Source organism: Shewanella sp. VK101, from assembly GCF_056497865.1.
In genome coordinates this window covers 528,482-550,112 of sequence record NZ_CM151402.1, presented here as the reverse complement: position 1 = coordinate 550,112, position 21,631 = coordinate 528,482, and the positions used below count along the sequence as shown (strand labels likewise).

Below are 21,631 nucleotides of genomic sequence, written 5' to 3'. Positions count from 1 at the left end.
ATAAGCCCAATAGTTTGAATCCTGACGTAAAAAAGGCCTGCTTGGCAGGCCTTTTCAGCTACAGGCTATTAGCAGTTGGTATCCACGATCTCATATACGGGCAATGAGTTACTGGTAGCTTCCGAATACTCAACAAAGCATTTATAGGTGTCTGAAGGCGTTGTTCCCTTGCGATAAATGATCACATCAGCAGCACTGACATTGGCTGCGCTGGGAGCTGCGATAACCCAGTCCCCGCTGGAGGTGGTATCTGCTTCCAGAATTTTGAGAATATTGGTTGCATCAGCCTTCACATACCCATATACAGCAGTGATATCCGCACTACCATCCCCTGTAAGATCAACATTGTCACCATTGCTACCGTCGTCTTTTTCTTTACCTTGAATAGCAGCTTTCGAATAGAGCAAGGAATTACCGCCCTGTAACGCTGCTTTCATACCTGAAAGAGTTGACTTGGTTGCATCAGATTGCAGATTCAAAAACTTAGGCGCTGCAGTGACAGCCAGTATCCCCAAAATGATAATCACCACCACTAATTCAATCAGCGTAAAACCCTGTTGTTTTTTCATTTTCTATTCCTTTCAAATTAGCAATCTGTACCAGTTACCACATACTGTGGCAACGAAGTTGCTGTGGCTGGGGTATAGTTAATACGACAGGCCTCACTGCCTTTCTTACCCTTAGGGACAATAATGAAAGAAGTGTCACTAACATAGATCACCCCAAAGTCTTCAGTTGCAACGGTATCTGTTCCGGTAATAGCCTCGAAAGTATTGTCCATAGCTTTTTCCAGATTGGTTTTCACTGTGGTGGAATTGGCCGCACTGTCCAAATATCCATAATCCACAGTAACACTAATATCACTGTTACCGCTCTTTCCAATGACAACACTCTCACCCGTAGTTTTACCTTGACCGGCAATAACAGCCTTGGAATACACCATGGCATTGGCCCCCTGAAGTGCCGCCTTCATTCCCTGAAGGGTAGACACCCTGGCATCGGATTGCAGATTGATAAACTTGGGCGCAGCGACCACCGCCAGAATACCGAGAATTATGATCACCACCACCAGTTCAATCAGGGTGAAACCTTGTTGCCTTTGCATAGCGCTTTCCTTTAGTTCAAAAAATTCAATTCAATCAGTTGCTGAAACTCAATACCTGGCCAGTACCCGGGTTATAGGTAATTCCCTTGGCGCCTGTGGTGTTGAGATCCGGAGCCGGTGTCGCCACCCCCGAGCTTTGATTCAGCACCAGAGATGCCACCTGATGGTAGACGCAGAGATCCAGCCCGGTTACCACAGTGCCGTCAATGGCTGTAGCGCTTGCACCTGCTCCTTCCAAGGCCCTGACGGTATAGCGTTGATCTCTGGCATCGGCACTGTAAAGCACATTCTTGGGTGCACTCTGCAGCACGGTATTGAACACTTGCTGGCAACTGGCATCATCCATGGAAGTGGCCGAGGTATTGCCAGTACCGGTCGGATAGCCGAAGCGGGTATCCAGAGACACTGTCGTACCATCGAGGATCACCGAGTTGTTACGGCGACCATCGACCTCCCATTGGGAGCGCACAAAACTGACTGCAGTGGCGAGGCCACCTGTTACACCTTCGAGACTGGCATCCTCGGCATCATCTGTCACATTCAAAAAACGCGGAATAGCGGTTGCAGCCAGCAGGCCCAGGATCACTATCACTATCACCAGCTCGATTAACGAGAAGCCTTGCATCTGTCGTTTCATCTAGGTTTCCTCCACCTGTTCGCCACTGATTTTAGCAGTTCCGTTAAGATAAAAAACCAACTCGGTCAATAATCTGTATCAGCTGTCAAAAAAATGACCCTGCCGGTGTCCATTTGATAACTCAGGCTCTCACCGGCAGGGCTCACATAGCGGCAGCTTTGATCCTGGCTGAGAAACTGCACCCGGATAACGGCCTTATCCGGCATGCCTCCCAGAAGCTGTTGCCAAAGAGCCACACAGCCGCTGTCATCCCGGCTGGGCGCCTGTGGCCAACCGGCCTTATTCATAGCCAATTGACCTGGAGGCTCTGGTCGTTCCAGCGTCTGCCAATCCAGTTGCATCTGTTCAGGGCGTCCCAGGCTCAGCCACTGGGATCTCACCATGGCCAATACATTCAGCAACCTGTGGTGTTCAAGCTGCAACCCTCTGGCCGACACCTGATCCACGGCTGAAAAATAACGTACTCCCAACACCGCCAGAATAACCAACAACAGCAGCAGTGCGGCCAGTCTGGCGAAGGTTCGCAGCAGATCTTCCTCGGCCTGATGCTGGCTTGGCATCAGCGGCCTCCCTTGACCACATTAAGCATGTCCCACATAGGCAGATAGATACCCAGGGCCAGGATCAGCACCACGATGGCCACTATGCCGATCAAAATAGGTTCCAGCCTGGCGGTGAGGTTCTTGAGGTCATAATCTACCTCACCTTCGTAAAAATCGGCGGCATCATTGAGCAGTTGATCTATACGGCCGGTTTCTTCCCCAACAGCAACCATCTGCAACACCAGGGGCGTAAACAACTGACTCTGATTGGAAACCCTCAGCATGGATTCCCCCGCTTCGACCCCACGGCGCATGTTGACGATTCTGTCGTGCATATAGCTGTTGTCTACGGCATCGGCCACCAAGCTGAGCGCCTGAGTCATTGGCACTCCGGCCCCCAACATCATGGCAAAACTGCGGCAATAACGGGCCAGAGTCGAGCGTTCGATTATGGAACCCACCGCTGGAATATGCAGTTTCCAGCGATCCCACTGTTTTTCGCCCTTCTCGGTTCTATGCCAATAACGCACCCCGAGTACAGTTACCACCAACCCCACCAGCATCAAGGGCCAGTAATTGACAAACAGGTTGGAAGTACCGATAAGCAGCCGGGTCGCCCAAGGCAATTCGGCACCGAAGCGGGAAAACATTTCAGCGAACTTGGGGATCACCATAATATTGAGGATCACCAGTGCCAGTGCCACCGCCAACAGAACAAACATGGGATAACGCATGGCAGACTTGATCCGTCTGCGGGTTTCCTGCTCCCGCTCGATATAACCGGACAACTGCAGAAAAGCATCTTCCAGTTTGCCCGTGTTCTCTCCCACATGAACCATGGAGACGAACAAGGCGTCGAACACATCCGGATGGTGGTTCATTGCCGACGACAGCGGCCGTCCGGAGGTCAACTGTTCAGAGACATCTTGCAATGCCTCTTTCATCCGCTTGGAGTGGGTGGTCTCCGCCAGCCCGGCAATGGCTCGCAGAATAGGAATGCCGGAGCGGGTCAGGGAGTACATCTGCCGGGTAAATATCTGCAGCTCATCCAGGCCAACCCTACGCTTGAGCAAACCTTTGAGACTGAGATCCGGGCCCGGCTTGAGCTCAACGAGCTCCAGCGGGATCACAGCTCTGGCCAGCAACAGATCGGCCGCCACGCTCTCTGAGGCAGCATCCAATTGTCCCTTGACCTGTTCACCGCGGGCATCCCGGCCCCGATAGGCATAGAGCGGCATAATCAGACCTCATCCCGTTCCATCATCTCGGCCGCCAACGGCACTTGAGACTCGGAGACATCTTCCACCAGCTTGGCGACCTCTTCTATGGTCGTCAGGCCGCTGCGTAAATATTCCAGAGCCGATTCAGCCAGCGGGGTAAACTGTTCGCTGGCGTAAGCGGCACGGGCAAACTCATGGGGATTACCGCTGCGCATCGCCTCTATCATGGTTTCATCCAGTTCGAGGATCTCAAACACCCCAATACGACCGCGATAACCTGTGCCGGAGCAGCTCTGACACCCTGTGCCCACTCTGAGCCTGGCATCGGAAAAGTCGCGCTTGCTGATACTCTGGAGCCAGACCCTGTCCTGCGGCGTGAGCTGATAATCGGTGGCGCAGTTCTTACACACCCGCCGCACCAGGCGCTGGGCTATGATGACCCTGAGGGCACTGGCCACCAAATAACTGGCCGCCCCCATATCAAGCAAACGCAGGGCACTGGTAATGGCATCATTGGTGTGCAGGGTCGAGAGCACGAAGTGACCTGTCAGGGCACCGCGCAAGCCGATTTCGACGGTTTCCTGATCCCGCATCTCCCCCACCATTATGATGTCGGGATCCTGGCGCAGGGTGGTGCGCAGTACATTGGAAAAATCCAGGCCTATCTTGTGATTGACCTGCACCTGGTTGATCCGCGGCAGTTGGTATTCCACCGGATCTTCCACGGTAATGATCTTACTCTCAGCCTTGTTCAGCTCACTGAGAATGCCGTAAAGAGTGGTTGTCTTACCCGAACCTGTAGGGCCTGTGACCAACAACATGCCGTGGGGGCGTTTTATCTGCCGCCGTACCCGCTCGAGAATATGCGGCGGCATTCCGGTTTCATTCAGGGTCAAGAGCCCTGCCGATTGGTCCAACAGCCGCATCACCACAGACTCGCCGTGATAGATGGGCATGGTAGACATACGCACATCTATCTGATGGCCTTTGATTTCAATATGAAAACGGCCATCCTGGGGCAAACGTTTTTCCGAGATATCCAAGCCGGCCATCAGCTTGAGCCTGAGCACCAGCGCTGCGGCAATATTGACCTCTTTGAGCACATTTTCCTGCAACAGACCATCCACCCGCTGGCGGATCCTGAGCGACTTGTCGCCGGGTTCAATGTGAATGTCCGAGGCGCGGATCTGTACCGCATCCTCGAAAATCGACTGCAACAGCTTAACCACTGTGGTTTCGTTGTCGCTGTCACCTTCGGTCAGACTGGCGAGATCGAACTGATCATCGGCGGCGTATTCTTCCTCCAGCTTGCCAGCCATCTGGGCAATGTGGCCGGTGCGGCGATAGAGGTTATCAAAAGCATCGAACAGCTGCTGTTCCTTCACCACCGCCAGTTTCAGGCGTCTTGGTGCCAATAGCACATCCAATTCATCCAGCGCCTGCAGATCGGCAGGATCGCTCATGGCCACCAGCACGGAATCCTTGTCGGCTTCAATCACCAGAGCCCGAAAACGCCGCGCCTGCACTTCGGACAAGAGGTTGACCACCTCGGCAGGAATGGGGCGTTTGCTGATATCGATAAAGGGAATATTCAACTGATGCGAGAGAAACTGCAGCAGCTGCTCCTCGCTGATAAAGTCCATGTCTATCATGGTGCGCCCCAGCTTGCGGCCGGTTTGCTTTTGTTGTGACAGCGCGTTTTGCAGCTGCACCTCGCTGATAATCTGCTCCTGTACCAGGAGATCACCGAGGCGCATTTTCAACTTGGGTTTCACTGGCGGCCTCCTATCTGGGCGAGTCGGTTTTCTATGTAATCACGGGCATCCGCGGACAAGCCCTGGCGCTTGAGTGCTTCCTGGTAACTGGCCTTGGCAGCGTCATAATCACCACTCGCATCCTGGGCATAGGCCAGCCCCAACCACCAGCGTCCCTGAGAGGCATCCTGCCGGATCAGGCTAAGATAACTTTGTTGTACCAAGGGCCAATCCTTGAGGCTTTGGCCAATTTCCGCCTGCAGCAGCCATTTCTCGCGCCCAAGCTCGCTGCCATCGGCTATCTGTTGCAAACTGGCGAGCGCCAGAGGTAACTCGCTGCGAGCCTTCTGCACCCGGGCCAGCAACAGCCAAAAGGTCGGTTGCTGCGGATAGCTTTCGGCGCCTTGACGCAGCAGTACTGCCGCCTTGTCCAATTCACCGCGGCCATAAAACAGCGCCGCCAGCTCCTGGCGGGCGTTGTGATTGGCATCATTCAAACGCAAGGCTTCGGCATAGGCCGACATTGCCTTGTCCAACTGCCCCAGTTCCTTAGCCTGTTGTCCCTGTTGCCATTTCTTTTGCGACAGCTCTGCCGGGGTCAGAGATACCTGAGTCACGCTCATTTTCGCCTGGCTTGGCTTGGCAGCCCCAGATGTGGATTGGGTTATCCTGCCGCTCTCATTGGGGCTGGGCTTCTGATCCAAGCCTGACTTTTCATTGCGACCAGGTCTTTCTATTTGCACTGACTGAGCCGGCTCTTGTCCAGCCTCCAGCCCGAGCTGCTCTTCCTTGACTGCCAAACGTTCGGCAACAGCACTGGTTTCAAGGCTGTCATCGGCCCGGCTTGATTTTAAGTTGCCTGTTTCTGAGCCATACATTTCCGGGCTTTTTGTTTCAAAGGCTGAGCCTTGAGCATTCAAGCCCGTATCAGGAACTTTGGATTGTTCACTTGGAGCCAGGCTCTTGCTGGGAAGTTGCAGCGCCGAGTTCTGCGCCTCAGGCTCCAAACTTAATCTATCGCTGCCATCGGCAGCGCTTGAGACTACTTTCGGCTGCGGTCGATTACGGCCCGTGGGCCCCGGCTCATACGGCACTGTCTGCAATGGCTCTGCTCGGTCACCACTTTGGTTTTGGATTTGAGAAGCGCTTTGACCGCCACCTCCCAAATAACCGCCCAGCCATAACCCCAGCGCCAACAGAATGATGCCAAGCAGCGTGCCACCCAGCAGCAACCACCAGGGATTGGCCGCCGCTTGACTGGCCTGCCCCGCCGGCACATGAGCTAAGTTGTGGGGCTGCTGGCGTTTATCCAGGTCCTTGAGCATCTGATTGACCACACTCATAACCAGACTCCCTTCATGGCATAAACCCCGACCGAGGCGCCTACTGAAGTAAGGAGCAGTGCCAGAGTCGGCCAAAGCCAGCGCCAGTTCGAAGTACGGGAAGCATCTTCGGTATCCTTGATGGCGCCCTTGATATGCGCCGTTTTCACTTGCTGTTTGCCTTCACCGAAACAGAGCAGCAGCGCCTTGTGCGCCAAAATATTCACCAATCTGGGGATCCCTCTGGCAGCCACGGCGATACGTTTACTGTCTGCGGCGCTGAATAACGCCGGCCCCTGATAGCCGGCCACCGCCAATCTATGGCGCAGATAGGCATAGACTTCATCCCGGGTCAGCGGCCGCAAGCGATAACTGAAGGTGATCCTCTGGCGTAACTGTCGAAACTCTTGTTGCGCCAGGCGCGAATCCAGTTCGGGCTGGCCGAAGATCACCACCTGCAGCAACTTGCGGCTCTCAGTTTCCAGATTGGTCAACAGCCGCAAGGCTTCAAGACTCTCATCCGGCAAGGCCTGGGCTTCATCGAGCAACAAAACAATATTGAGCCCCTGGGCACTGAGCGCCAACAGCTGCTGCTGGATAAGACCACTGAGTTGCTGCTGATCTTTAATATCATTCACGGCAATCCCCAGCTCCTCGGCAATCGCCAGCCTGAGTTCTGCCGGGGTCAAATAAGGATTGGGCAACCAGGCGCAGCGAAACTGCTGCGGTAACTCGTTGAGCAGTTTGCGGCACAGCAATGTTTTGCCGGTTCCCACTTCGCCGGTGACCTTGATAAAACCTTCACCGGTTTGCAGCGCCACCTGCAGCACCTGCAAGGCCTCCACATGGGGAGCCAACCCCAGGAAAAATCCTGTATTTGGGGTCAGGGCAAAAGGCATGCTCTGGATGCCAAAATGCTGCAGATACATAGAAGCAGCTATTCCTGTGGATACCAGCGGTCAAGCAAGCTCTGAGAGCGTTGCAGTTCTTTTTGCCAGGTGCCATCAACTACCACGGTCGGCTTGAGCAAAATCACCAGCTCTGTCTTGCGCTTTAACTTACTGCGGTTGGTAAAGGCTTCACCGATAAATGGTATATCGCCCAGCAGCGGCACCTTGGATACCACTTCGGTATTCTCGCTCTTCATCAGGCCGCCAATCACCACCACATCACCGGAAAGCGCCTTGATGACAGTATCAGACTCACGGATTTCACTCTGGGCCAAGGGCAGATCCAACGAAGAGTCACTTATCTTGATGCTCTTTTTCTGCTCTTTCACATCTGTGACCGAAGGATGTACATGCAGCAAGACACTGCCATCTTTGTCTATTTGGGGCGTTACATCCAGAGCGATTCCCGAGAAGAAGGGCGTCAGCTCCACCTCAGGTGATGTCACCGGTGTAGTGCTGGCCACTGTGGTAGAGGAGACATCCGTAACAAAGTATTCGTCACGGCCAACTTTGATCACCGCCTTCTGGTTGTTGGACGCTGTCACCCTGGGGCTGGAGAGCACATCGACATCGCCTTGGGTATCCAGCAGAGTGATCATGGCGGTGAAATCCGTACCCTTGAGTGATAAAGAGGTCACCCCTCCTATGGCCTCAGTGATCTGATCGCCAAACGAGCCCTCGCTGGTGCCAAAATTAACCTTGGTGTTACCGTCGGCCAAAGCGCTGCCAAGCACATCCTGCCACTGGATCCCCTGCTGGTAACCATCGGAGAGGGTCACTTCGAGGATCTTGGCTTCCAGAATAACCTGCCGCTGCAAATGGCTCTCGGCGGTGGAGAGGAAACTGCGGATCTGCCGCAGCTCGTCCGGATTGGCTCTGACGGTTACCAAGCCAGCCTGGGGAGTGACCACTACAGAGCGGCCGTCGCCACTGCTGCCGAGAATCGATTCCAGGGTCTTTTGCAGCTCGCCCCAGAAATCTGTCTTGGTGCGGGAACTGATGAAGGTGCCGTTGGTGTTATTGCTGTTCTGGTCGTTGCCGTTGTTGTTACTACGGTTATTGCTGAAATTGCTGTTATTGCCGTTGTTCAGGCCATTATTGTTGAGGTTGTTATTGCTGTTGTTGTTATTGTTGTTGTCAGAGATCCTTCCCGAGCTGACCGAAGTCAGCGACAGACCGATACGCTCCATATAGAGGTAATTGACCGGGAAAGTCTCGGTTCTCAGGCCTGCCGGATAGACCCTCAGGATCCGTCCTTCCCGGCTGATCTCATAGCCGTAAATGTCCTGTACCACCTGCAAGGCTTCACTCAGGGTCACGCCCTTGAGCGATAAAGAGATATTGCCGCTCACTTGCGGGTGCACAGCCACACTGAAGGGAGTGCCTTCCACCAGACTCGGGAAAAACACCTTGGCATCGACATCATTGGCCGAGACATCAAAACGCCGCTCGGTCTGCATAGGTGCGGCCAGCCCGGCCAGAAGACCATCGGCATTCAACTCTTGCTGCACACCGGGAGGCAAGCTGGCCGGAGGAGGCACCGCTGCCCTGGCATTTTGCTGCGCCATGGAATCGCGCAGCGCCTCTTTGGAGGCGGCTGGGTTGGGCCTATCCGTGGTTTGGCAGGCCGCCAGGCCCAGAGCCAACAACGGCAGCATATAGGCGAGTCTGGTTTTCATTAATGTTTTTCCTTGCGCTCGGTAATCGCTTGAAACAGATAGAGTCGGCGACCATCGGCCAGCAAAACACTGTCCTGATCGATACGGCTTAACACCACCCCTTGAATCCTGTCTCCCTGGCGGTAAATTTGGTTATTAATCACGGCCCGCCTGCCCTGAGGTCCGCTGAGCAGGCTGCTCAGTATCAGGCCCTGTCCTCCCTGCTCCTTGGCTGGCAAATTTACCCCCTGTGCCGGCATGGTAGGGTCCCGCAGGCTGGCTGCTGCCAGACCCTGGCTGCAGAGCATCGCCAATAAAATTAAGCACTTAGCTGGATGATGCCACACTGATAAAGTCCTCATTGATGCTGAGCGTGTATAACTCAAGTTGCACACTGGCCTTGGGATACTCAGACACCCGGTAATCCAGGCGCTTCCAATAGAGCTTGTCCGGCATGTTTTCCACCGCTTGCACAAACTTGAGCACGGCGAAATAGTCGCCTTCAAACTCCAGCACTATGCCGTGACTATAGAGATTCATCTGCTGCTCATCGTCCTTACCCACCACCAGCAAAGGTGTTGGGGCGACAGACTTGAAGCCGGTCAGCTGTATTCCTTGCACCCGTTCCAGCAAGGCGGTAAGCAATGATGGCATATAGCTGGCGGGCACCATGTCGACCATCTGGCGGTCCAGTTGTTGATCCAACGCGGCGATATCACGATTGACTTGCCCCAAGCGGGCCTTAAGCGGCGTATCAGGGTCTTCCGCTAGGCGTTGGCGATAGAGCTCCAGCTGTTGCTGACTGAGTTTGATGCTACTCTGGCCGGCATGCAGGCGTTGCAGATTGCTCTGGCGCTCCAGCCAGAAAGACTCCAGCGGCAGATACAGCAGAAACAGCAGCAATAACAGGCTGACTCCCGCCACCATGATCCTCTCTCTTTGACTCAAACCATCAAAGGCTTGGCCCAGACGCCGAAGGAAATTCATTTCTTCACCTCCCGGGCTTCACTGGTCAGGACGAAGGCCAGTGGCTGGCCTGGCTCCCGAGCCATGGTCATGGAAGCAAACGAGCGCCCTCTCAGACTCTCTGTTTGTTTGAGCTTGTCTATCCAGCGCGGCAGACTCTGCGGATATTGGCCGAAACCTTCAAACTCCAGCTTGTCTTCTTCAAGTTTGATGCGGCTCAGCCACACGCTGCCATCGGACACTTGGGCCAACTCCTGCAGCACAGGCGCAAAGCCCTTGGACGTCATGCGCTCCCGCTGCCCAAGCTCGGTCAACAATAAACCCTTGAGCTCTCGCTCCTGAGTACGACGCTCCAGCTCAATGACCAGCTCGGCACTAGGCTGACGCTTGGCCAATTCGGCTTCCAGTTGTTGTTTTTGGCTCTCCAAGGCCTGGCGCTGCGACTCGACCTCAAGCAACTGCCTGGACACTTGCGTTTGCTGCCACCATCCCAAGCCGATAAGTGAGAGTCCCAGTAACAAGAACACACCAGCAATAACCAGCAAACGAACAAAACTGAGCCTTAGCCTGGGAGGCAAGAGTGAAGACGAATAGAGATTGATCCGGGTCTTGCTCATTTGCTACCCCGCTCCAGTTCCAGATAGCTGAGCTCAGCCATTTTCATACCGACATCCATGCCATTGACCGGACGCACCTGCTGGTTAAAGTTACTGGACACAAGTTGCGCCAGGGCATCGGTTTGCCCCTGAACCATGATTTCAATCGAGGCTACCGGCGCTTGTCTGAGCTGGCTTTCAAAAAAGTCCATCGAGCGCTGGATCTCCAGGCTGAGGGTATCGGCAACGCCGAACCCCAAGGATTCGGCATCGGTCTGGTGCAGTTCGGCGAATCCGCGAATGCGCCGCTGCATGTAGAGTTCACCCTCGCGCACCACAGTGAGCAGTAACTCCTGCCCGGGAATTTGGCTGATCACCAGCCTGGCCATAGGGTCTTGGCCAAAGAGGTTAGTGGGCAGTAACTCTTCGATGCTGATCCCCACCAACTCCATACCGGCCTTGTCTATTCCCTGGGCCAAAGCAGATAGGCTGCTGCGGGAGCAAACCACCACATTGAGTTTGTCACTGCTTTTAATTGGTGATTCGAAGTAGTCCAGACGGATATCGGCCGGCGGCGTGCTGACCATGTCCTTGACCGCCCAAACCAGCGCTTGAGCCATCTCATCGGCTTCTACCTTGGGCCGGTCGGCGCTCAGGAGTTGATAATGACCAAAGCCCAACGCCAACTGCAGTTTCGAGGGGCCAAAGTCGGCATAGATAGCGGAAAACAGTGCATTCCAGTCATCTTTTTGCAGTGAATAGCTGTGGCAGAGTGCGCCTTGGCTGTCACTGCCGGGGCGAAAGACCCAGGCGTGATTGGCCGCGAGGAAGATGCCGGTAGCGATGCCGGATTCGGACGAGCCAAAGCTAAAAAGACGACTGATGAATGACTTGTTCGTCATAGGTAACCCTGAGTCCCTGTGAAAGTGGTTGGCCTGACCTCGGCCTTAAGGTTAACAACTTGCTGCAACCTTAAAAATTAAGTCAATATTTTGGCGTATCCATTCTAAACACTAATCACTTCATTTTATAGGCAAATATTCTCAAACTGAGAACTGCTCTTAAAGATAGGCTCACCCATGCTGATAAACAAGTCAAACGAATACAAGGCTTGTACTCTTGCTCAGGCGCTGGCCGGCATAGGCTCGCTGAACCAGCTGCCCTGAGCGGCGCTGACGCCGAGTATTCTCAAAGTCTGCCACTCTTCGAACAGCTCCACGCCTTCGGCGCAAACCTGTACTTCGGTGCGGTAGAGTCCACCTATCAAGCTGCGAACAAACAGCTGATTTTCGGGCCGTAAATGGATTTGCCGCACTATGGATCTGTGCAGTTTAATCAGCTCGAACCCCGTGTCCTGAATATACTGGGTGCTGATCACCTGCTGCCCCACATGATCGACACACAGGCGCGCGCCCATTTTGCGGATCATTTGCAGCCTGGAGGCTATCTTCTCCTGATTGGGCGCCGCGATATCCTCACTGACCTCGAAGATCAACCTGCCGGTCAGATCCCGGTATTCCAGCAAGGTGGTACGCAGCCAACGGATAAAGGCGCGGCTCATCAGCGAATCCAGGCTCAGGTTGATGCTGAAACAAACCTTCTTGTCCGGCTCACTCGGCAGCAACTCAAACAAGACTCTTTCCAGAGTCTGGCGCTCAATTTGCGGCATCAGCCCACATTTAACCGCCATAGGCAGAAATAGGGTCGCCCGCACCAGATTGCCCTCGGGATCTCTGGCCCGGGTGAACACCTCTCTATGGTGCAGTTTGCCGTCACAATCCATCACTGGCTGGGTATAAGCGAGAAAACGCTTGTTGACCAAGGCCATTTCCAGAAAGCTGCGCCAGCGCACCGAGCCCTTGGCAAACTCCTGATCCACCGCGCCCTTGTCATACATAAACCAGGTATTGATCCCCTGCAGCTGAGCCGCTCTCAGGGCCATTTCCGCCTCTTCCAGCAACTGTTGCTGACCATCGCCCACCTTGAAGTAAGCGCCGCCGAGATGATAGAAGTTGTCGGCGTTGTCCAGCTTGGGCAACACTTGGCTTTGGCAGACTTTCAGCAGCCGGATCGCCAGTTGATCGGCCTCCGCCAGGGAAATCTGGGTCACCACTATTGCAAACTGGTTATGGGAACGGCGGGCAAAGAAACTGTTGGGCTGAGACTGCAGTATCTGGCTGATGCCGTTGACGTTTTGTCTTAGCAGCTCCAGCGTCAGGCTGTCTCCCAGCTGTTGCTGCAGCAGATCCAGATCCTCCAGCTCCAACAGATAAAGCACCCCATGGGCTATCATGCCCTGTTCATTGCTCAGGGCATCGAGGCGGTTCTTGAGAAACAGGCGGTTACCTATGCGGGTGTCGGGATCCAGGAAAGTATTGCTGCGGATAAACTTGTCAAATCTGGCCCGCTCTTTCTGGGCATCGGCCAGCTCTTCCAGCAAGCGACTTAGGGCACGGTTAATCAATCTGGGTTTACCCTTGCCCGGCATCGCCAGCGCTTTTTCATGCTCACCCAAGAGGATTAAACGGCTGCGCTGTGCCAGCTCTTCAATCCCCTCCAGTTGCCGCGAATACCAGAGATAACCGAAACGGACAAACGCCAGCACGGCACCCACGCCGACCAGAATGATCAAGACTTCGTACCAACCTGGTCTGTGCTGGGAAAACGGCTGCGGCAGTTCCAGCTCCATGCGGATACCCGGGTTGTTCTTCAGCTGTGACTGATAACGCACCAGGTTTTCTGTGCCTATATTGCCTTTATATTCAAACAATAACTTGTCGTAATGCCAGAGCTTAAAGCTGGCGGCGTTGTAGGCAATCAACATGGGAGGCAGCCAGGACTCCAGTTCCCAATTGCTGCTGGGTTGGTACTGGTTGCTCAGCATGGTTTCCAGCTCCGTGACCTTCTGTTGCTGGAACTTGTAGGTCAGCTGCAGGAAACTCATCATGGCACAGAGCAGAAACACAAATGCCACTGTCGTCAGCGACAAGAGCCAAAAACTGGTGAGTTTTTTTGTGAGAATTCGGGTGAGTTTCATCGAGGGCGATCCTGCCAGTCTTCTTATTCTTCTAAGTATTGAGCCGCCTCACTGCGGGAACTCAGTCTGTTGATTATTCAGCAGCCATACGCAAAAGGCAACCGACAAGCTGCACAGCACGGCAAATGCCCCGTCTGCCTTGCAGAAACAACAAAGGGGCCAAACAAGGCCCCTTGGGAATAAAACTGCTATCAGACTTCCGGGTATTGCGGCAGTGTGTCTATCTGAGCAACCTGAGAGTCTATGGCTGCTTGCGCCACAGCCTTGGCGACTTTGGGCAACAATCTAGGATCCATAGGCTTGGGCAGCACATATTGCGGGCCGAAACTCAACTCGCTGACATTGGGGTAAGCCGCCAACACAGATGCTGGCACAGGCTCCTTGGCCAGTTCAGCAATGGCATAAACCGCGGCTATCTTCATCTCATCATTAATGCGGCTGGCACGCACATCCAAAGCGCCACGGAAAATGAATGGGAAACAGAGCACATTGTTGACCTGGTTGGGATAGTCGCTGCGACCGGTTCCCATGATCAAATCGCTACGTATCTCATGAGCCAGTTCAGGCTTGATCTCAGGATCCGGGTTGGAGCAAGCGAAGATCACCGGCTTCTCGGCCATCATAGCCACTTCCTCGGCGCCGAGAACATCAGGGCCAGACAGCCCCAGGAACACGTCGGCCCCCTTGATCACATCCTGCAGCGTGCGCTTGTCTGTGTTGTTGGCAAACAGTGCCTTGTACTCGTTGAGATCTTCACGACGAGTATGGATTACGCCCTTTCTATCCAGCATGTAGACATTTTCACGCTGGGCTCCACACTTGACCAGCATGCTCATACAGGCGATGGCCGCTGCGCCTGCGCCCATACAGACAAACACCGCCTCTTCCAGTTTCTTGCCCTGGATCTCGAGGGCATTGATCATCCCGGCGGCAGTAACGATTGCCGTGCCGTGCTGGTCGTCGTGAAACACAGGAACCTGGCAGCGCTCGATCAGCTCACGCTCAATTTCAAAGCACTCAGGCGCCTTGATGTCTTCCAGGTTGATACCGCCAAAAGTGTCGGCAATCGCTTCGACTGTATGAATAAACTCTTCAGCTGTGCGGTGTTTTACTTCGATATCTGTGGCGTCGATATTGGCAAAGTGCTTGAACAGCAAAGCCTTTCCTTCCATTACCGGCTTGGATGGCAAGGGGCCTAGGTTACCCAGCCCCAGAATGGCGGTACCGTTGGAAATCACGGCAACCGTGTTGCCCTTGTTGGTGTATCTGTACGCATTGGCAGGATTGGAAGCGATTTCACGTACCGGCTCTGCCACCCCCGGGCTGTACGCCAGCGCCAGATCCATACTGGTCTCGGCGGGCTTGGTCAGCGTCACTGCGGTTTTGCCTGGAACGGGGAACTCATGGTAATCGAGCGCTTTTTGACGGAAATCTGTCATTTTTAAATCCTGAAATGCGGAATGATATTAAGTAAAAACCGTACAAACACAGGTCTGGATCACTGCAGAACTTCCTCTACAGTGACTCAAATCACAAGGCGCTAAAGATACGCGAAAAGGCACTGTTTTAAAACAGTGAGATAGAAATTTTCCGCTTAAGTCAGGCATTTTGCTTCTAAGGGGGATTTTCCAAACTTATCTGTGATGGATGAGTGGCGATTATCTGCCATTTTTTGTAGGAAAAATACAACTTACCCCGCACTATAACGGCTCTTTTAAGCGAGTTCAGCGCTAAAAGGTTGCTAAAATTACCAGATCCGGCCTGAGGTATGCCGACATAGAAGTTATTATCCAGAATAAGCCACAAATACTGTCCCTTTCTTTCAAAATCTGTCACCACACCTCTGACCAGCCGATACTGATTTAAATCCTGCTGGCCGATAGCCGAAACCGCCTTGGGGGCATAGTCGTCAAACACCCACAAACCTGTACTCTGAGTTCGTGCTTGCTGCTCCAGCTTGGCAAAGCATTCCCAAAACGGATGTTCCTGATAGACCCTGGCCATGGCAAAACCCTGTTGCAGCAGTTCCTGCTGCAACAATAAACCATCCGGAGTAAAGACATAGGCCAGAGTGCGACCATAGGGATCCAGCTTGGTTGGGCCAAACATCAGCGCCAGCTCGTCCCCCGCTTTGAGCTTAGAGGCGACAAAGGCCCTGGCCTCCAGACTGTAGCGCTGAGAGAGACTGGGATACTGATGATCTATCTCGGGGGCATTGACACCTATCAAGCGTATCAGGCGGCCATCTTTGAGTGTAAGGGTATCGCCATCATTGATATAGGCGAGTGTAACCTTTTCGCTGGCAGTATAGGGAATGCACAGATTGCCGCTTGTGCTGGCCTGCGCCAATCCCAAAGACAGCAAACTGCCCAGCAGCAACAGACATTTAATTATGCATGAATGACGCCCAAAGCCAGATCCTGAGTTAGTACTGTGCCATTGAGATATCATGGCGCCTCCCTTGGCTGTAATTGCCTCTTGGCTGAGTGGAATCACGGTCAAAATCCTTTTTAACTCTTAACGTTGCCCCCTAGCCCCGGGTCAAGGTGATATCCGAAACATAACCGTGGGCACAACTTTGCAAGGCCTGACTGAGCATGGCTGCGGCTTCATCGGCAGTCATAAAGCTCGACGTATCCACCAATTTACCGCTGCTGGGCCAGAACCCGGTTGCCATTCCGCCGGGGTAGACAGCTATCAGTTTTATCTTGCTGCCCTTGAGTTCCAAGCGCAGGGACTCCAGCATGCCTCTGACGGCCCATTTTACCGCGCAGTAACTGCTCTCTCCGGCCTTGGGTTGCAGCGCCGCGGTAGACATGACAATCACCAGTGTCATGGACTCTTGCCGCCAACGGGCCAACATGGCTCTGAGCAGCAACAGAGTGGACAGCAGATTATTGTCGATAAGGGTCTTTATCTCGACCGGTGACTGAGTTTCCAGGTTACCGAAGCGGCCGCTGCCGGCACAGTGCAGCAGCATTTCGGGGGCCTCGCCCAAGGTATCGAGCAGAGCCTCAATCGCTTGCGGATTGGTTAAATCTGTGGCTTGGCAACTGACACCAGGCAACTCTGCCGCCAATTGTTGCAGCCTCTGTTCGCTGCGGCCGGTTAACAACAAGGACGCACCTTCAGCATGATAATGCCTCGCCAGCGCTGCCCCCAAGCCACTGCTGGCCCCGGTGATCAATTTCATTTGCTTTGTTCTCCGACTTCAGATGGGGACTGTGACAGAGGCCGATAGGTTTGGCTTTGCCAGTCAAATTGATAGGTTTTGCCCTGCCATTGATACAAGGTGCGATTACCCTGTTGTATCACCCTGGCATTGGCCGGTAGGCTGGCACGACTCCCTGTATCGGCCAAGGTTTCAAAGTGAGTCGTTACTCGCTGCGGTGGCGCCACTACCACAGGCTCCGGCTTGGGTTGCCTGCGATATACATAGGGGCGCTGCCAGCGATCTCTGTACCAAGGATCATCCCACTGCCAACGATTCCACGGGTCGTAGCGCCAGGGCGATAGCCAGGGATTGTTAACGCCCCAATACAGGCCCCAATGACTTCGTGAGCCATGGTTATGCCGGCGGTTGTCATCTCCTCTATGAATATCACCCTGATAGTGGCGCTCGGCATGGGAGTTATCCCTGGCAGCAGCCACCAGTGGCAAACTCATCAGTATCAGACTCAGGAAAAATGCTCGTTTCATATAGCCTCCAGGCTTCAAGGCCCGCAGCTTTCATGCTACTACGGCTGGCGCCCGGATTCATCAGTGAATCGCAGGAGAAATAAAGATGACTCAGCGTGCATTCAGCCAAGGGGCGCCTGTTTGTCTCTGCTCCCCCATGCGACAGCAGTTAACCGCTGCCGGGATTAATGCTATAGTGCGCGCCATTAATGCATTCGGCAGCGAGGCTATTTCCACATGAGTTTTAAGGATTTACGCAGTTTTATCGATCACCTCGAGAGTCAGGGTGAGCTCAAGCGTATCAGCTATCCGGTTGATCCTTATCTTGAAATGACCGAAATAGCCGATCGGGTGCTGCGTGCCGGTGGCCCGGCCCTGTTGTTTGAAAATCCCAAGGGCAAACAGATGCCCGTGCTGGTGAACCTCTTCGGTACTCCGAAGCGGGTCGCCATGGCGTTGGGCAAGGATGATCCCATGGCACTGCGGGACGTGGGCGAACTGCTGGCGTTTCTCAAGGAGCCCGAGCCCCCCAGGGGCTTCAAGGATGCCATTGCCAAGATCCCCATGTTCAAGCAAGCGCTGAACATGCCGCCCAAGACAGTGCGTAACGCCCCTTGCCAAGAGGTGGTGTTGCAAGGCGATCAGGTCGACCTGACCGCCTTGCCCATTCAGCACTGCTGGCCCGGCGATGTTGCACCACTGGTGACCTGGGGTTTGACCATCACCAAAGGGCCGAGACAGAAACGCCAGAATCTGGGGATCTACCGCCAGCAACTGCTGGGCAAAAACAAGCTGATCATGCGCTGGCTGTCACACAGAGGCGGGGCGTTGGACTTTGCCGACTTCAAGCAGCAGCACCCAGGTGAAAAATATCCTGTTGTAGTGGCTCTGGGCAGCGACCCTGTCACTATTCTCGGCGCCGTCACGCCAGTGCCCGATGCCATGAGTGAATATGCTTTTGCCGGACTGCTGCGCGGTGAGCGCACCGAAGTGGTCAAGGCCTTGAGTTGCGATCTGGAAGTGCCGGCCACCAGTGAGATCATTCTCGAAGGTTATATCGATCCCGAAGAGATGGCGGTGGAAGGCCCCTACGGTGACCACACAGGTTATTACAATGAAACCGACAGTTTCCCTGTGTTTACCGTGACCCATATCAGTCACAGAAAAGACGCCATCTACCACAGCACCTACACGGGAAGACCACCGGATGAACCGGCCATGCTCGGGGTTGCCCTCAATGAGGTCTTCGTTCCTATCCTGCGCAAGCAGTATCCGGAAATCGTCGACTTTTACCTGCCACCGGAGGGTTGTTCCTACCGGATGGCGGTGATCTCCATCCGCAAACAATATCCCGGCCATGCCAAGCGGGTGATGATGGGGGCCTGGTCTTTCCTGCGTCAGTTTATGTATACCAAGTTTATTGTCATAGTTGACGAAGACGTGAATTGCCGCGACTGGCAGGACGTTATCTGGGCCATAACCACTCGGATGGATCCCAGCCGCGACACTGTGATGATAGACAACACACCCATTGACTATCTGGATTTCGCGTCACCCGTGGCGGGACTGGGATCCAAGATGGGCCTGGATGCCACCAATAAGTGGGAAGGTGAGACCAACCGCGAATGGGGCACCCCAATAGTGATGGACCAAGAGGTTAAACAGCGAGTGGACGAGATTTGGGAGCAGTTGGGCATAGAAGACCAAGCTACCCTATAATCCGCAATAACTGCTTTAGCCATTATTAAAATAAGCCTTCAACAGAGAGGTAAAAAGGAAGTTCGATGAATAGCATCCGCTGTAAGATAGAGAAAGTTGCCCCATTCAATGACGCTGTGTACCAAGTATTGCTGCGCCCCGAAAAACCGCTGGAGTTCAAGGCCGGTCAATACCTGTGTGTGGTAATGGGTGAGAAAGACAAGCGTCCCTTCTCCATAGCTTCGGCTCCCGGCAGCGAACTCATAGAACTTCACATAGGCGCAGCCGTCAGCGAGAGCTATCCCATGCAAGTGGTCGAGCGGCTGAGAAATAACAGCCATATCGATATCGAAGCTCCGGGCGGCGAAGCCTTCCTCAGACACCAGAGTATCAGGCCCAGACTGCTGGTTGCCGGTGGTACAGGCTTCTCCTATATCAAGAGCCTGGTAGAGCAGCAAATCGCCCTGGGGCAAAAGGTTGAAACCCTGCTCTATTGGGGCTGCCGCAATCCTGAAGCCATGTACTACGAAGCCATCGCCAGAGAGTGGCATCAAGCGCACCCTTGGTTGCACTTCGTGCCGGTAGTAGAACAGGCCGAGGCCGACTGGCAAGGGAAACAGGCCAATCTGCTGGCGCAGATACGCTCGGACTTTGTCAGCCTGGTGGGCTATGACATCTATATTGCCGGTCGTTTCGACATGGTCGGTGCCGCGCGGGAGCTGTTCCGCGAGATGGGACTGGATGAAGCCCACCTCTACGGCGATGCCTTCGCCTTTATCAAATAACTGTCTTCATCATTATCCAATAATGGCCGCTGCCAGCGGCCGCTATTTTTTGCCACCATTAATGTGTGTCAGCTCTCATCCACCGGGGTGCACAGTCCCAGCGCTCTGACATAGAATAAACAGATACACAGAAACCCCGGACACAATGGAGTTCCCATGAGTCATCCTCAAGTCACATCACTGAAACTGAAGCGTAAATCCAAACTGCTCGAGATAGGCTTCGATGATGGCAGTCAGTATCAGCTGAGCTGCGAATTTCTGCGGGTTCATTCTCCATCGGCCGAAGTACACGGCCATGGCAACCCCAAGCTGGTGACTCACAAGAAAGAGGTCAACATCAGCGCCATTGAGCCGGTCGGCAATTATGCGGTGAAGCTGGTCTTCGACGACGGCCATGATACCGGCCTCTATTCCTGGCAGATACTGCACCAGCTCTGCACCCAACACACCGAACTCTGGGAACAATATCTGGCTAGGCTGCGTGCCGAAAAGGGCAGCCGTGAAGCCCTGATCAGCATGAATATCAAATATAACTGAGGAAGGTGCGAACAAATTCCACGAGGACTTATTCGTACCTTTGCTAGCGGATCAGCGAGCCCAGAGGCAGCCCGCTGAGCGCCCTGGCATCCTGCTTGGAAAACCAGGTGTCGGGTAATGTCACCTGCTGCCACAGCTCCCGGCACAGCGATTGGCTGTCCTGCCAATTGCCGGCCAACAGCCAAGGCACCAGCAGATCGCCCACATCCGGGTAGTTAATCGGCTCAGGGCTACCCCGTTTGAGCCAACGTTTCACTGTTTGCGGCTCCAGCGTCATCATGCTGTCGGCCGCTGCCAGCAGCTCCAGCGCGGCCACATTCGACAGCTGTTCAAACTGCCCAAGCAAGGGTTTAACCAAGAGCTTTTTACCCAGGGTCAGGGCTTCACTGGCCAGTTCAAATCCGGCATTGGCTATCACCCCACCGCAGCTGGCGAGATCGGCCTTGAAACCTTCACGATCAAAACCATGCCACAGAATATGCTCAGGTAAAGCAACTGGCGCCGCCTGGCTGTGATACACCATAAAACGGTAGTCATGGAAAGGGTGCAATAATTCAGCGATAGCTTGTGGGCTCTCAAACGGCAGATACACCAAAATATCGTGCGAATGTTCCACGGCGCAGCGGCTAACATCGACAAAGGGCGGCAATATCGGATAACCAAAGTGATGCCAGTGACACCCCAATGCCTGATCCACGGGAGCGAAGTTTTCCAGTAACCAGTCGTTGAACCAGGAGTTTCCTACTTTGGGCACAGGGTATTTGAGGGAAGCCTGATGACTAATGCCTATGCTGGGCACCCCCTGACGCCTGGCGGCCCAGGCCGAAACCGGCTCAAAGTCATTGAGCAAGAGATCATAGCCACTGAGATCCAACTCGCGAATGTCTCGCCAAAGCTCAATGGCGGAATTGTGCATCAGTGTCTTGGGGATGCTGACCCGTCCCTTTTGAGTCACAAAGGTCAGCCCGGCACAGACCCGGTAATCGCCGAAGGCCTGCATATCAAAAAACTGCTCCGGCTGGCGACCACTGAAGAAATAATCAACCTGAATATCGTGCTTTGCCAAGGCTTTGGCTACTACTCTGGCGCGACTCAAATGGCCATTCCCTGTGCCCTGAACGCCGTAAAGTATCCGCATTGATAGTC

At 54.1% G+C, this 21,631-nt stretch carries 23 protein-coding genes; 4 read left to right on the top strand and 19 right to left on the bottom strand.

The window, feature by feature from the left end; translation table 11 throughout:
* Positions 1-68 precede the first annotated feature (68 nt).
* From ACSHSR_RS02565 to ACSHSR_RS02480, 18 genes are all read right to left on the bottom strand, one after another.
* Complete coding sequence (locus ACSHSR_RS02565; protein ID WP_045282603.1) at positions 69-569, bottom strand: type II secretion system protein; 501 nt, start codon at positions 567-569, stop codon at positions 69-71.
* A 17-nt stretch (positions 570-586) separates the two neighbouring features.
* Entirely contained in the window at positions 587-1,105 is a 519-nt protein-coding gene (locus ACSHSR_RS02560) for a type II secretion system protein (RefSeq protein WP_025011848.1), read from the bottom strand.
* Between the two features lie 34 nt (positions 1,106-1,139).
* Positions 1,140-1,742, bottom strand: coding sequence for a pilus assembly FimT family protein (locus tag ACSHSR_RS02555; RefSeq protein WP_044735297.1), 603 nt, complete (start codon positions 1,740-1,742; stop codon positions 1,140-1,142).
* 65 nt (positions 1,743-1,807) lie between these two features.
* Positions 1,808-2,302 carry an MSHA biogenesis protein MshF gene (locus tag ACSHSR_RS02550; RefSeq protein ID WP_107352863.1) on the bottom strand — a complete coding sequence of 165 codons (495 nt, stop codon included), beginning with the start codon at positions 2,300-2,302 and terminating at the stop codon, positions 1,808-1,810.
* On the bottom strand, positions 2,302-3,522 hold the full coding sequence (locus ACSHSR_RS02545; RefSeq protein ID WP_479631220.1) for a type II secretion system F family protein: 1,221 nt from the start codon (positions 3,520-3,522) through the stop codon (positions 2,302-2,304). Before ACSHSR_RS02545 ends, ACSHSR_RS02550 begins: the two co-directional genes overlap by 1 nt.
* 2 nt (positions 3,523-3,524) lie before the next feature.
* The gene (locus ACSHSR_RS02540) at positions 3,525-5,279 is read right to left on the bottom strand and encodes a GspE/PulE family protein (RefSeq protein ID WP_479631219.1); all 1,755 of its coding nucleotides are present in this window, start codon (positions 5,277-5,279) and stop codon (positions 3,525-3,527) included.
* The gene (locus ACSHSR_RS02535; RefSeq protein ID WP_479631218.1) at positions 5,276-6,601 is read right to left on the bottom strand and encodes a tetratricopeptide repeat protein; all 1,326 of its coding nucleotides are present in this window, start codon (positions 6,599-6,601) and stop codon (positions 5,276-5,278) included. The genes ACSHSR_RS02540 and ACSHSR_RS02535 overlap by 4 nt, the downstream gene beginning before the upstream one ends.
* Complete coding sequence (locus tag ACSHSR_RS02530) at positions 6,598-7,509, bottom strand: ExeA family protein (protein ID WP_167717167.1); 912 nt, start codon at positions 7,507-7,509, stop codon at positions 6,598-6,600. Before ACSHSR_RS02530 ends, ACSHSR_RS02535 begins: the two co-directional genes overlap by 4 nt.
* Before the next feature lie 8 nt (positions 7,510-7,517).
* Positions 7,518-9,209, bottom strand: a complete 1,692-nt coding sequence (gene mshL / locus ACSHSR_RS02525) for a pilus (MSHA type) biogenesis protein MshL (protein WP_186265060.1) — start codon at positions 9,207-9,209, stop codon at positions 7,518-7,520.
* Positions 9,209-9,427 carry a general secretion pathway protein GspB gene (locus ACSHSR_RS02520; RefSeq protein ID WP_223828866.1) on the bottom strand — a complete coding sequence of 73 codons (219 nt, stop codon included), beginning with the start codon at positions 9,425-9,427 and terminating at the stop codon, positions 9,209-9,211. Before ACSHSR_RS02520 ends, mshL begins: the two co-directional genes overlap by 1 nt.
* 88 nt (positions 9,428-9,515) lie before the next feature.
* Positions 9,516-10,175, bottom strand: coding sequence for an MSHA biogenesis protein MshJ (locus ACSHSR_RS02515; protein WP_317058750.1), 660 nt, complete (start codon positions 10,173-10,175; stop codon positions 9,516-9,518).
* Complete coding sequence (locus tag ACSHSR_RS02510; RefSeq protein ID WP_129979912.1) at positions 10,172-10,771, bottom strand: PilN domain-containing protein; 600 nt, start codon at positions 10,769-10,771, stop codon at positions 10,172-10,174. Before ACSHSR_RS02510 ends, ACSHSR_RS02515 begins: the two co-directional genes overlap by 4 nt.
* Complete coding sequence (locus tag ACSHSR_RS02505; RefSeq protein ID WP_479631217.1) at positions 10,768-11,652, bottom strand: MSHA biogenesis protein MshI; 885 nt, start codon at positions 11,650-11,652, stop codon at positions 10,768-10,770. Before ACSHSR_RS02505 ends, ACSHSR_RS02510 begins: the two co-directional genes overlap by 4 nt.
* Before the next feature lie 221 nt (positions 11,653-11,873).
* Positions 11,874-13,787 (bottom strand): RNase E specificity factor CsrD, encoded by a 1,914-nt coding sequence (gene csrD, locus ACSHSR_RS02500; RefSeq protein ID WP_044735305.1) that lies wholly within the window; start codon positions 13,785-13,787, stop codon positions 11,874-11,876.
* A gap of 191 nt (positions 13,788-13,978) precedes the next feature.
* The gene (locus ACSHSR_RS02495; protein WP_025011583.1) at positions 13,979-15,226 is read right to left on the bottom strand and encodes a malic enzyme-like NAD(P)-binding protein; all 1,248 of its coding nucleotides are present in this window, start codon (positions 15,224-15,226) and stop codon (positions 13,979-13,981) included.
* Positions 15,227-15,401: 175 nt separating this feature from the next.
* Positions 15,402-16,238, bottom strand: a complete 837-nt coding sequence (locus ACSHSR_RS02490; RefSeq protein WP_260851828.1) for a thermonuclease family protein — start codon at positions 16,236-16,238, stop codon at positions 15,402-15,404.
* A 79-nt stretch (positions 16,239-16,317) separates the two neighbouring features.
* A complete protein-coding gene (locus tag ACSHSR_RS02485) occupies positions 16,318-16,980 on the bottom strand; it encodes an SDR family NAD(P)-dependent oxidoreductase (RefSeq protein ID WP_071238652.1) in 663 nt (220 codons plus the stop codon).
* Positions 16,977-17,486 (bottom strand): hypothetical protein, encoded by a 510-nt coding sequence (locus ACSHSR_RS02480; RefSeq protein ID WP_129979909.1) that lies wholly within the window; start codon positions 17,484-17,486, stop codon positions 16,977-16,979. Before ACSHSR_RS02480 ends, ACSHSR_RS02485 begins: the two co-directional genes overlap by 4 nt.
* Before the next feature lie 85 nt (positions 17,487-17,571).
* Between ACSHSR_RS02480 and ACSHSR_RS02475 the strand changes: the two genes are divergently transcribed.
* From ACSHSR_RS02475 to ACSHSR_RS02460, 4 genes are all read left to right on the top strand, one after another.
* Positions 17,572-17,706, top strand: a complete 135-nt coding sequence (locus tag ACSHSR_RS02475; RefSeq protein WP_256873028.1) for a hypothetical protein — start codon at positions 17,572-17,574, stop codon at positions 17,704-17,706.
* Entirely contained in the window at positions 17,703-19,184 is a 1,482-nt protein-coding gene (gene ubiD, locus ACSHSR_RS02470; protein WP_054744491.1) for a 4-hydroxy-3-polyprenylbenzoate decarboxylase, read from the top strand. Before ACSHSR_RS02475 ends, ubiD begins: the two co-directional genes overlap by 4 nt.
* A 65-nt stretch (positions 19,185-19,249) precedes the next feature.
* Positions 19,250-19,948 carry an NAD(P)H-flavin reductase gene (gene fre, locus ACSHSR_RS02465; protein WP_025011578.1) on the top strand — a complete coding sequence of 233 codons (699 nt, stop codon included), beginning with the start codon at positions 19,250-19,252 and terminating at the stop codon, positions 19,946-19,948.
* Between the two features lie 156 nt (positions 19,949-20,104).
* Positions 20,105-20,485 (top strand): gamma-butyrobetaine hydroxylase family protein, encoded by a 381-nt coding sequence (locus ACSHSR_RS02460; RefSeq protein ID WP_025011577.1) that lies wholly within the window; start codon positions 20,105-20,107, stop codon positions 20,483-20,485.
* A gap of 43 nt (positions 20,486-20,528) precedes the next feature.
* On the opposite strand, the gene ACSHSR_RS02455 is transcribed toward ACSHSR_RS02460, so the two are convergent.
* The gene (locus ACSHSR_RS02455) at positions 20,529-21,623 is read right to left on the bottom strand and encodes an MJ1255/VC2487 family glycosyltransferase (protein ID WP_025011576.1); all 1,095 of its coding nucleotides are present in this window, start codon (positions 21,621-21,623) and stop codon (positions 20,529-20,531) included.
* Positions 21,624-21,631 lie beyond the last annotated feature (8 nt).

What these genes read in the sequence shown, in the direction of transcription:
- ACSHSR_RS02535 (WP_479631218.1), bottom strand. Translation starts at nt 6,601, where the DNA reads ATGAGTGTGGTCAATCAGATGCTCAAGGACCTGGATAAACGCCAGCAG.
- ACSHSR_RS02555 (WP_044735297.1), bottom strand. Translation starts at nt 1,742, where the DNA reads ATGAAACGACAGATGCAAGGCTTCTCGTTAATCGAGCTGGTGATAGTG.
- ACSHSR_RS02495 (WP_025011583.1), bottom strand. Translation starts at nt 15,226, where the DNA reads ATGACAGATTTCCGTCAAAAAGCGCTCGATTACCATGAGTTCCCCGTT.
- fre (WP_025011578.1), top strand. Translation starts at nt 19,250, where the DNA reads ATGAATAGCATCCGCTGTAAGATAGAGAAAGTTGCCCCATTCAATGAC.
- ACSHSR_RS02510 (WP_129979912.1), bottom strand. Translation starts at nt 10,771, where the DNA reads ATGAGCAAGACCCGGATCAATCTCTATTCGTCTTCACTCTTGCCTCCC.
- ACSHSR_RS02455 (WP_025011576.1), bottom strand. Translation starts at nt 21,623, where the DNA reads ATGCGGATACTTTACGGCGTTCAGGGCACAGGGAATGGCCATTTGAGT.
- ACSHSR_RS02530 (WP_167717167.1), bottom strand. Translation starts at nt 7,509, where the DNA reads ATGTATCTGCAGCATTTTGGCATCCAGAGCATGCCTTTTGCCCTGACC.
- ACSHSR_RS02460 (WP_025011577.1), top strand. Translation starts at nt 20,105, where the DNA reads ATGAGTCATCCTCAAGTCACATCACTGAAACTGAAGCGTAAATCCAAA.
- ACSHSR_RS02490 (WP_260851828.1), bottom strand. Translation starts at nt 16,238, where the DNA reads ATGATATCTCAATGGCACAGTACTAACTCAGGATCTGGCTTTGGGCGT.
- ACSHSR_RS02515 (WP_317058750.1), bottom strand. Translation starts at nt 10,175, where the DNA reads ATGAATTTCCTTCGGCGTCTGGGCCAAGCCTTTGATGGTTTGAGTCAA.
- ACSHSR_RS02505 (WP_479631217.1), bottom strand. Translation starts at nt 11,652, where the DNA reads ATGACGAACAAGTCATTCATCAGTCGTCTTTTTAGCTTTGGCTCGTCC.
- ACSHSR_RS02545 (WP_479631220.1), bottom strand. Translation starts at nt 3,522, where the DNA reads ATGCCGCTCTATGCCTATCGGGGCCGGGATGCCCGCGGTGAACAGGTC.
- ACSHSR_RS02475 (WP_256873028.1), top strand. Translation starts at nt 17,572, where the DNA reads ATGACTCAGCGTGCATTCAGCCAAGGGGCGCCTGTTTGTCTCTGCTCC.
- ubiD (WP_054744491.1), top strand. Translation starts at nt 17,703, where the DNA reads ATGAGTTTTAAGGATTTACGCAGTTTTATCGATCACCTCGAGAGTCAG.
- ACSHSR_RS02485 (WP_071238652.1), bottom strand. Translation starts at nt 16,980, where the DNA reads ATGAAATTGATCACCGGGGCCAGCAGTGGCTTGGGGGCAGCGCTGGCG.
- ACSHSR_RS02565 (WP_045282603.1), bottom strand. Translation starts at nt 569, where the DNA reads ATGAAAAAACAACAGGGTTTTACGCTGATTGAATTAGTGGTGGTGATT.
- mshL (WP_186265060.1), bottom strand. Translation starts at nt 9,209, where the DNA reads ATGAAAACCAGACTCGCCTATATGCTGCCGTTGTTGGCTCTGGGCCTG.
- ACSHSR_RS02550 (WP_107352863.1), bottom strand. Translation starts at nt 2,302, where the DNA reads ATGCCAAGCCAGCATCAGGCCGAGGAAGATCTGCTGCGAACCTTCGCC.
- ACSHSR_RS02560 (WP_025011848.1), bottom strand. Translation starts at nt 1,105, where the DNA reads ATGCAAAGGCAACAAGGTTTCACCCTGATTGAACTGGTGGTGGTGATC.
- csrD (WP_044735305.1), bottom strand. Translation starts at nt 13,787, where the DNA reads ATGAAACTCACCCGAATTCTCACAAAAAAACTCACCAGTTTTTGGCTC.
- ACSHSR_RS02480 (WP_129979909.1), bottom strand. Translation starts at nt 17,486, where the DNA reads ATGAAACGAGCATTTTTCCTGAGTCTGATACTGATGAGTTTGCCACTG.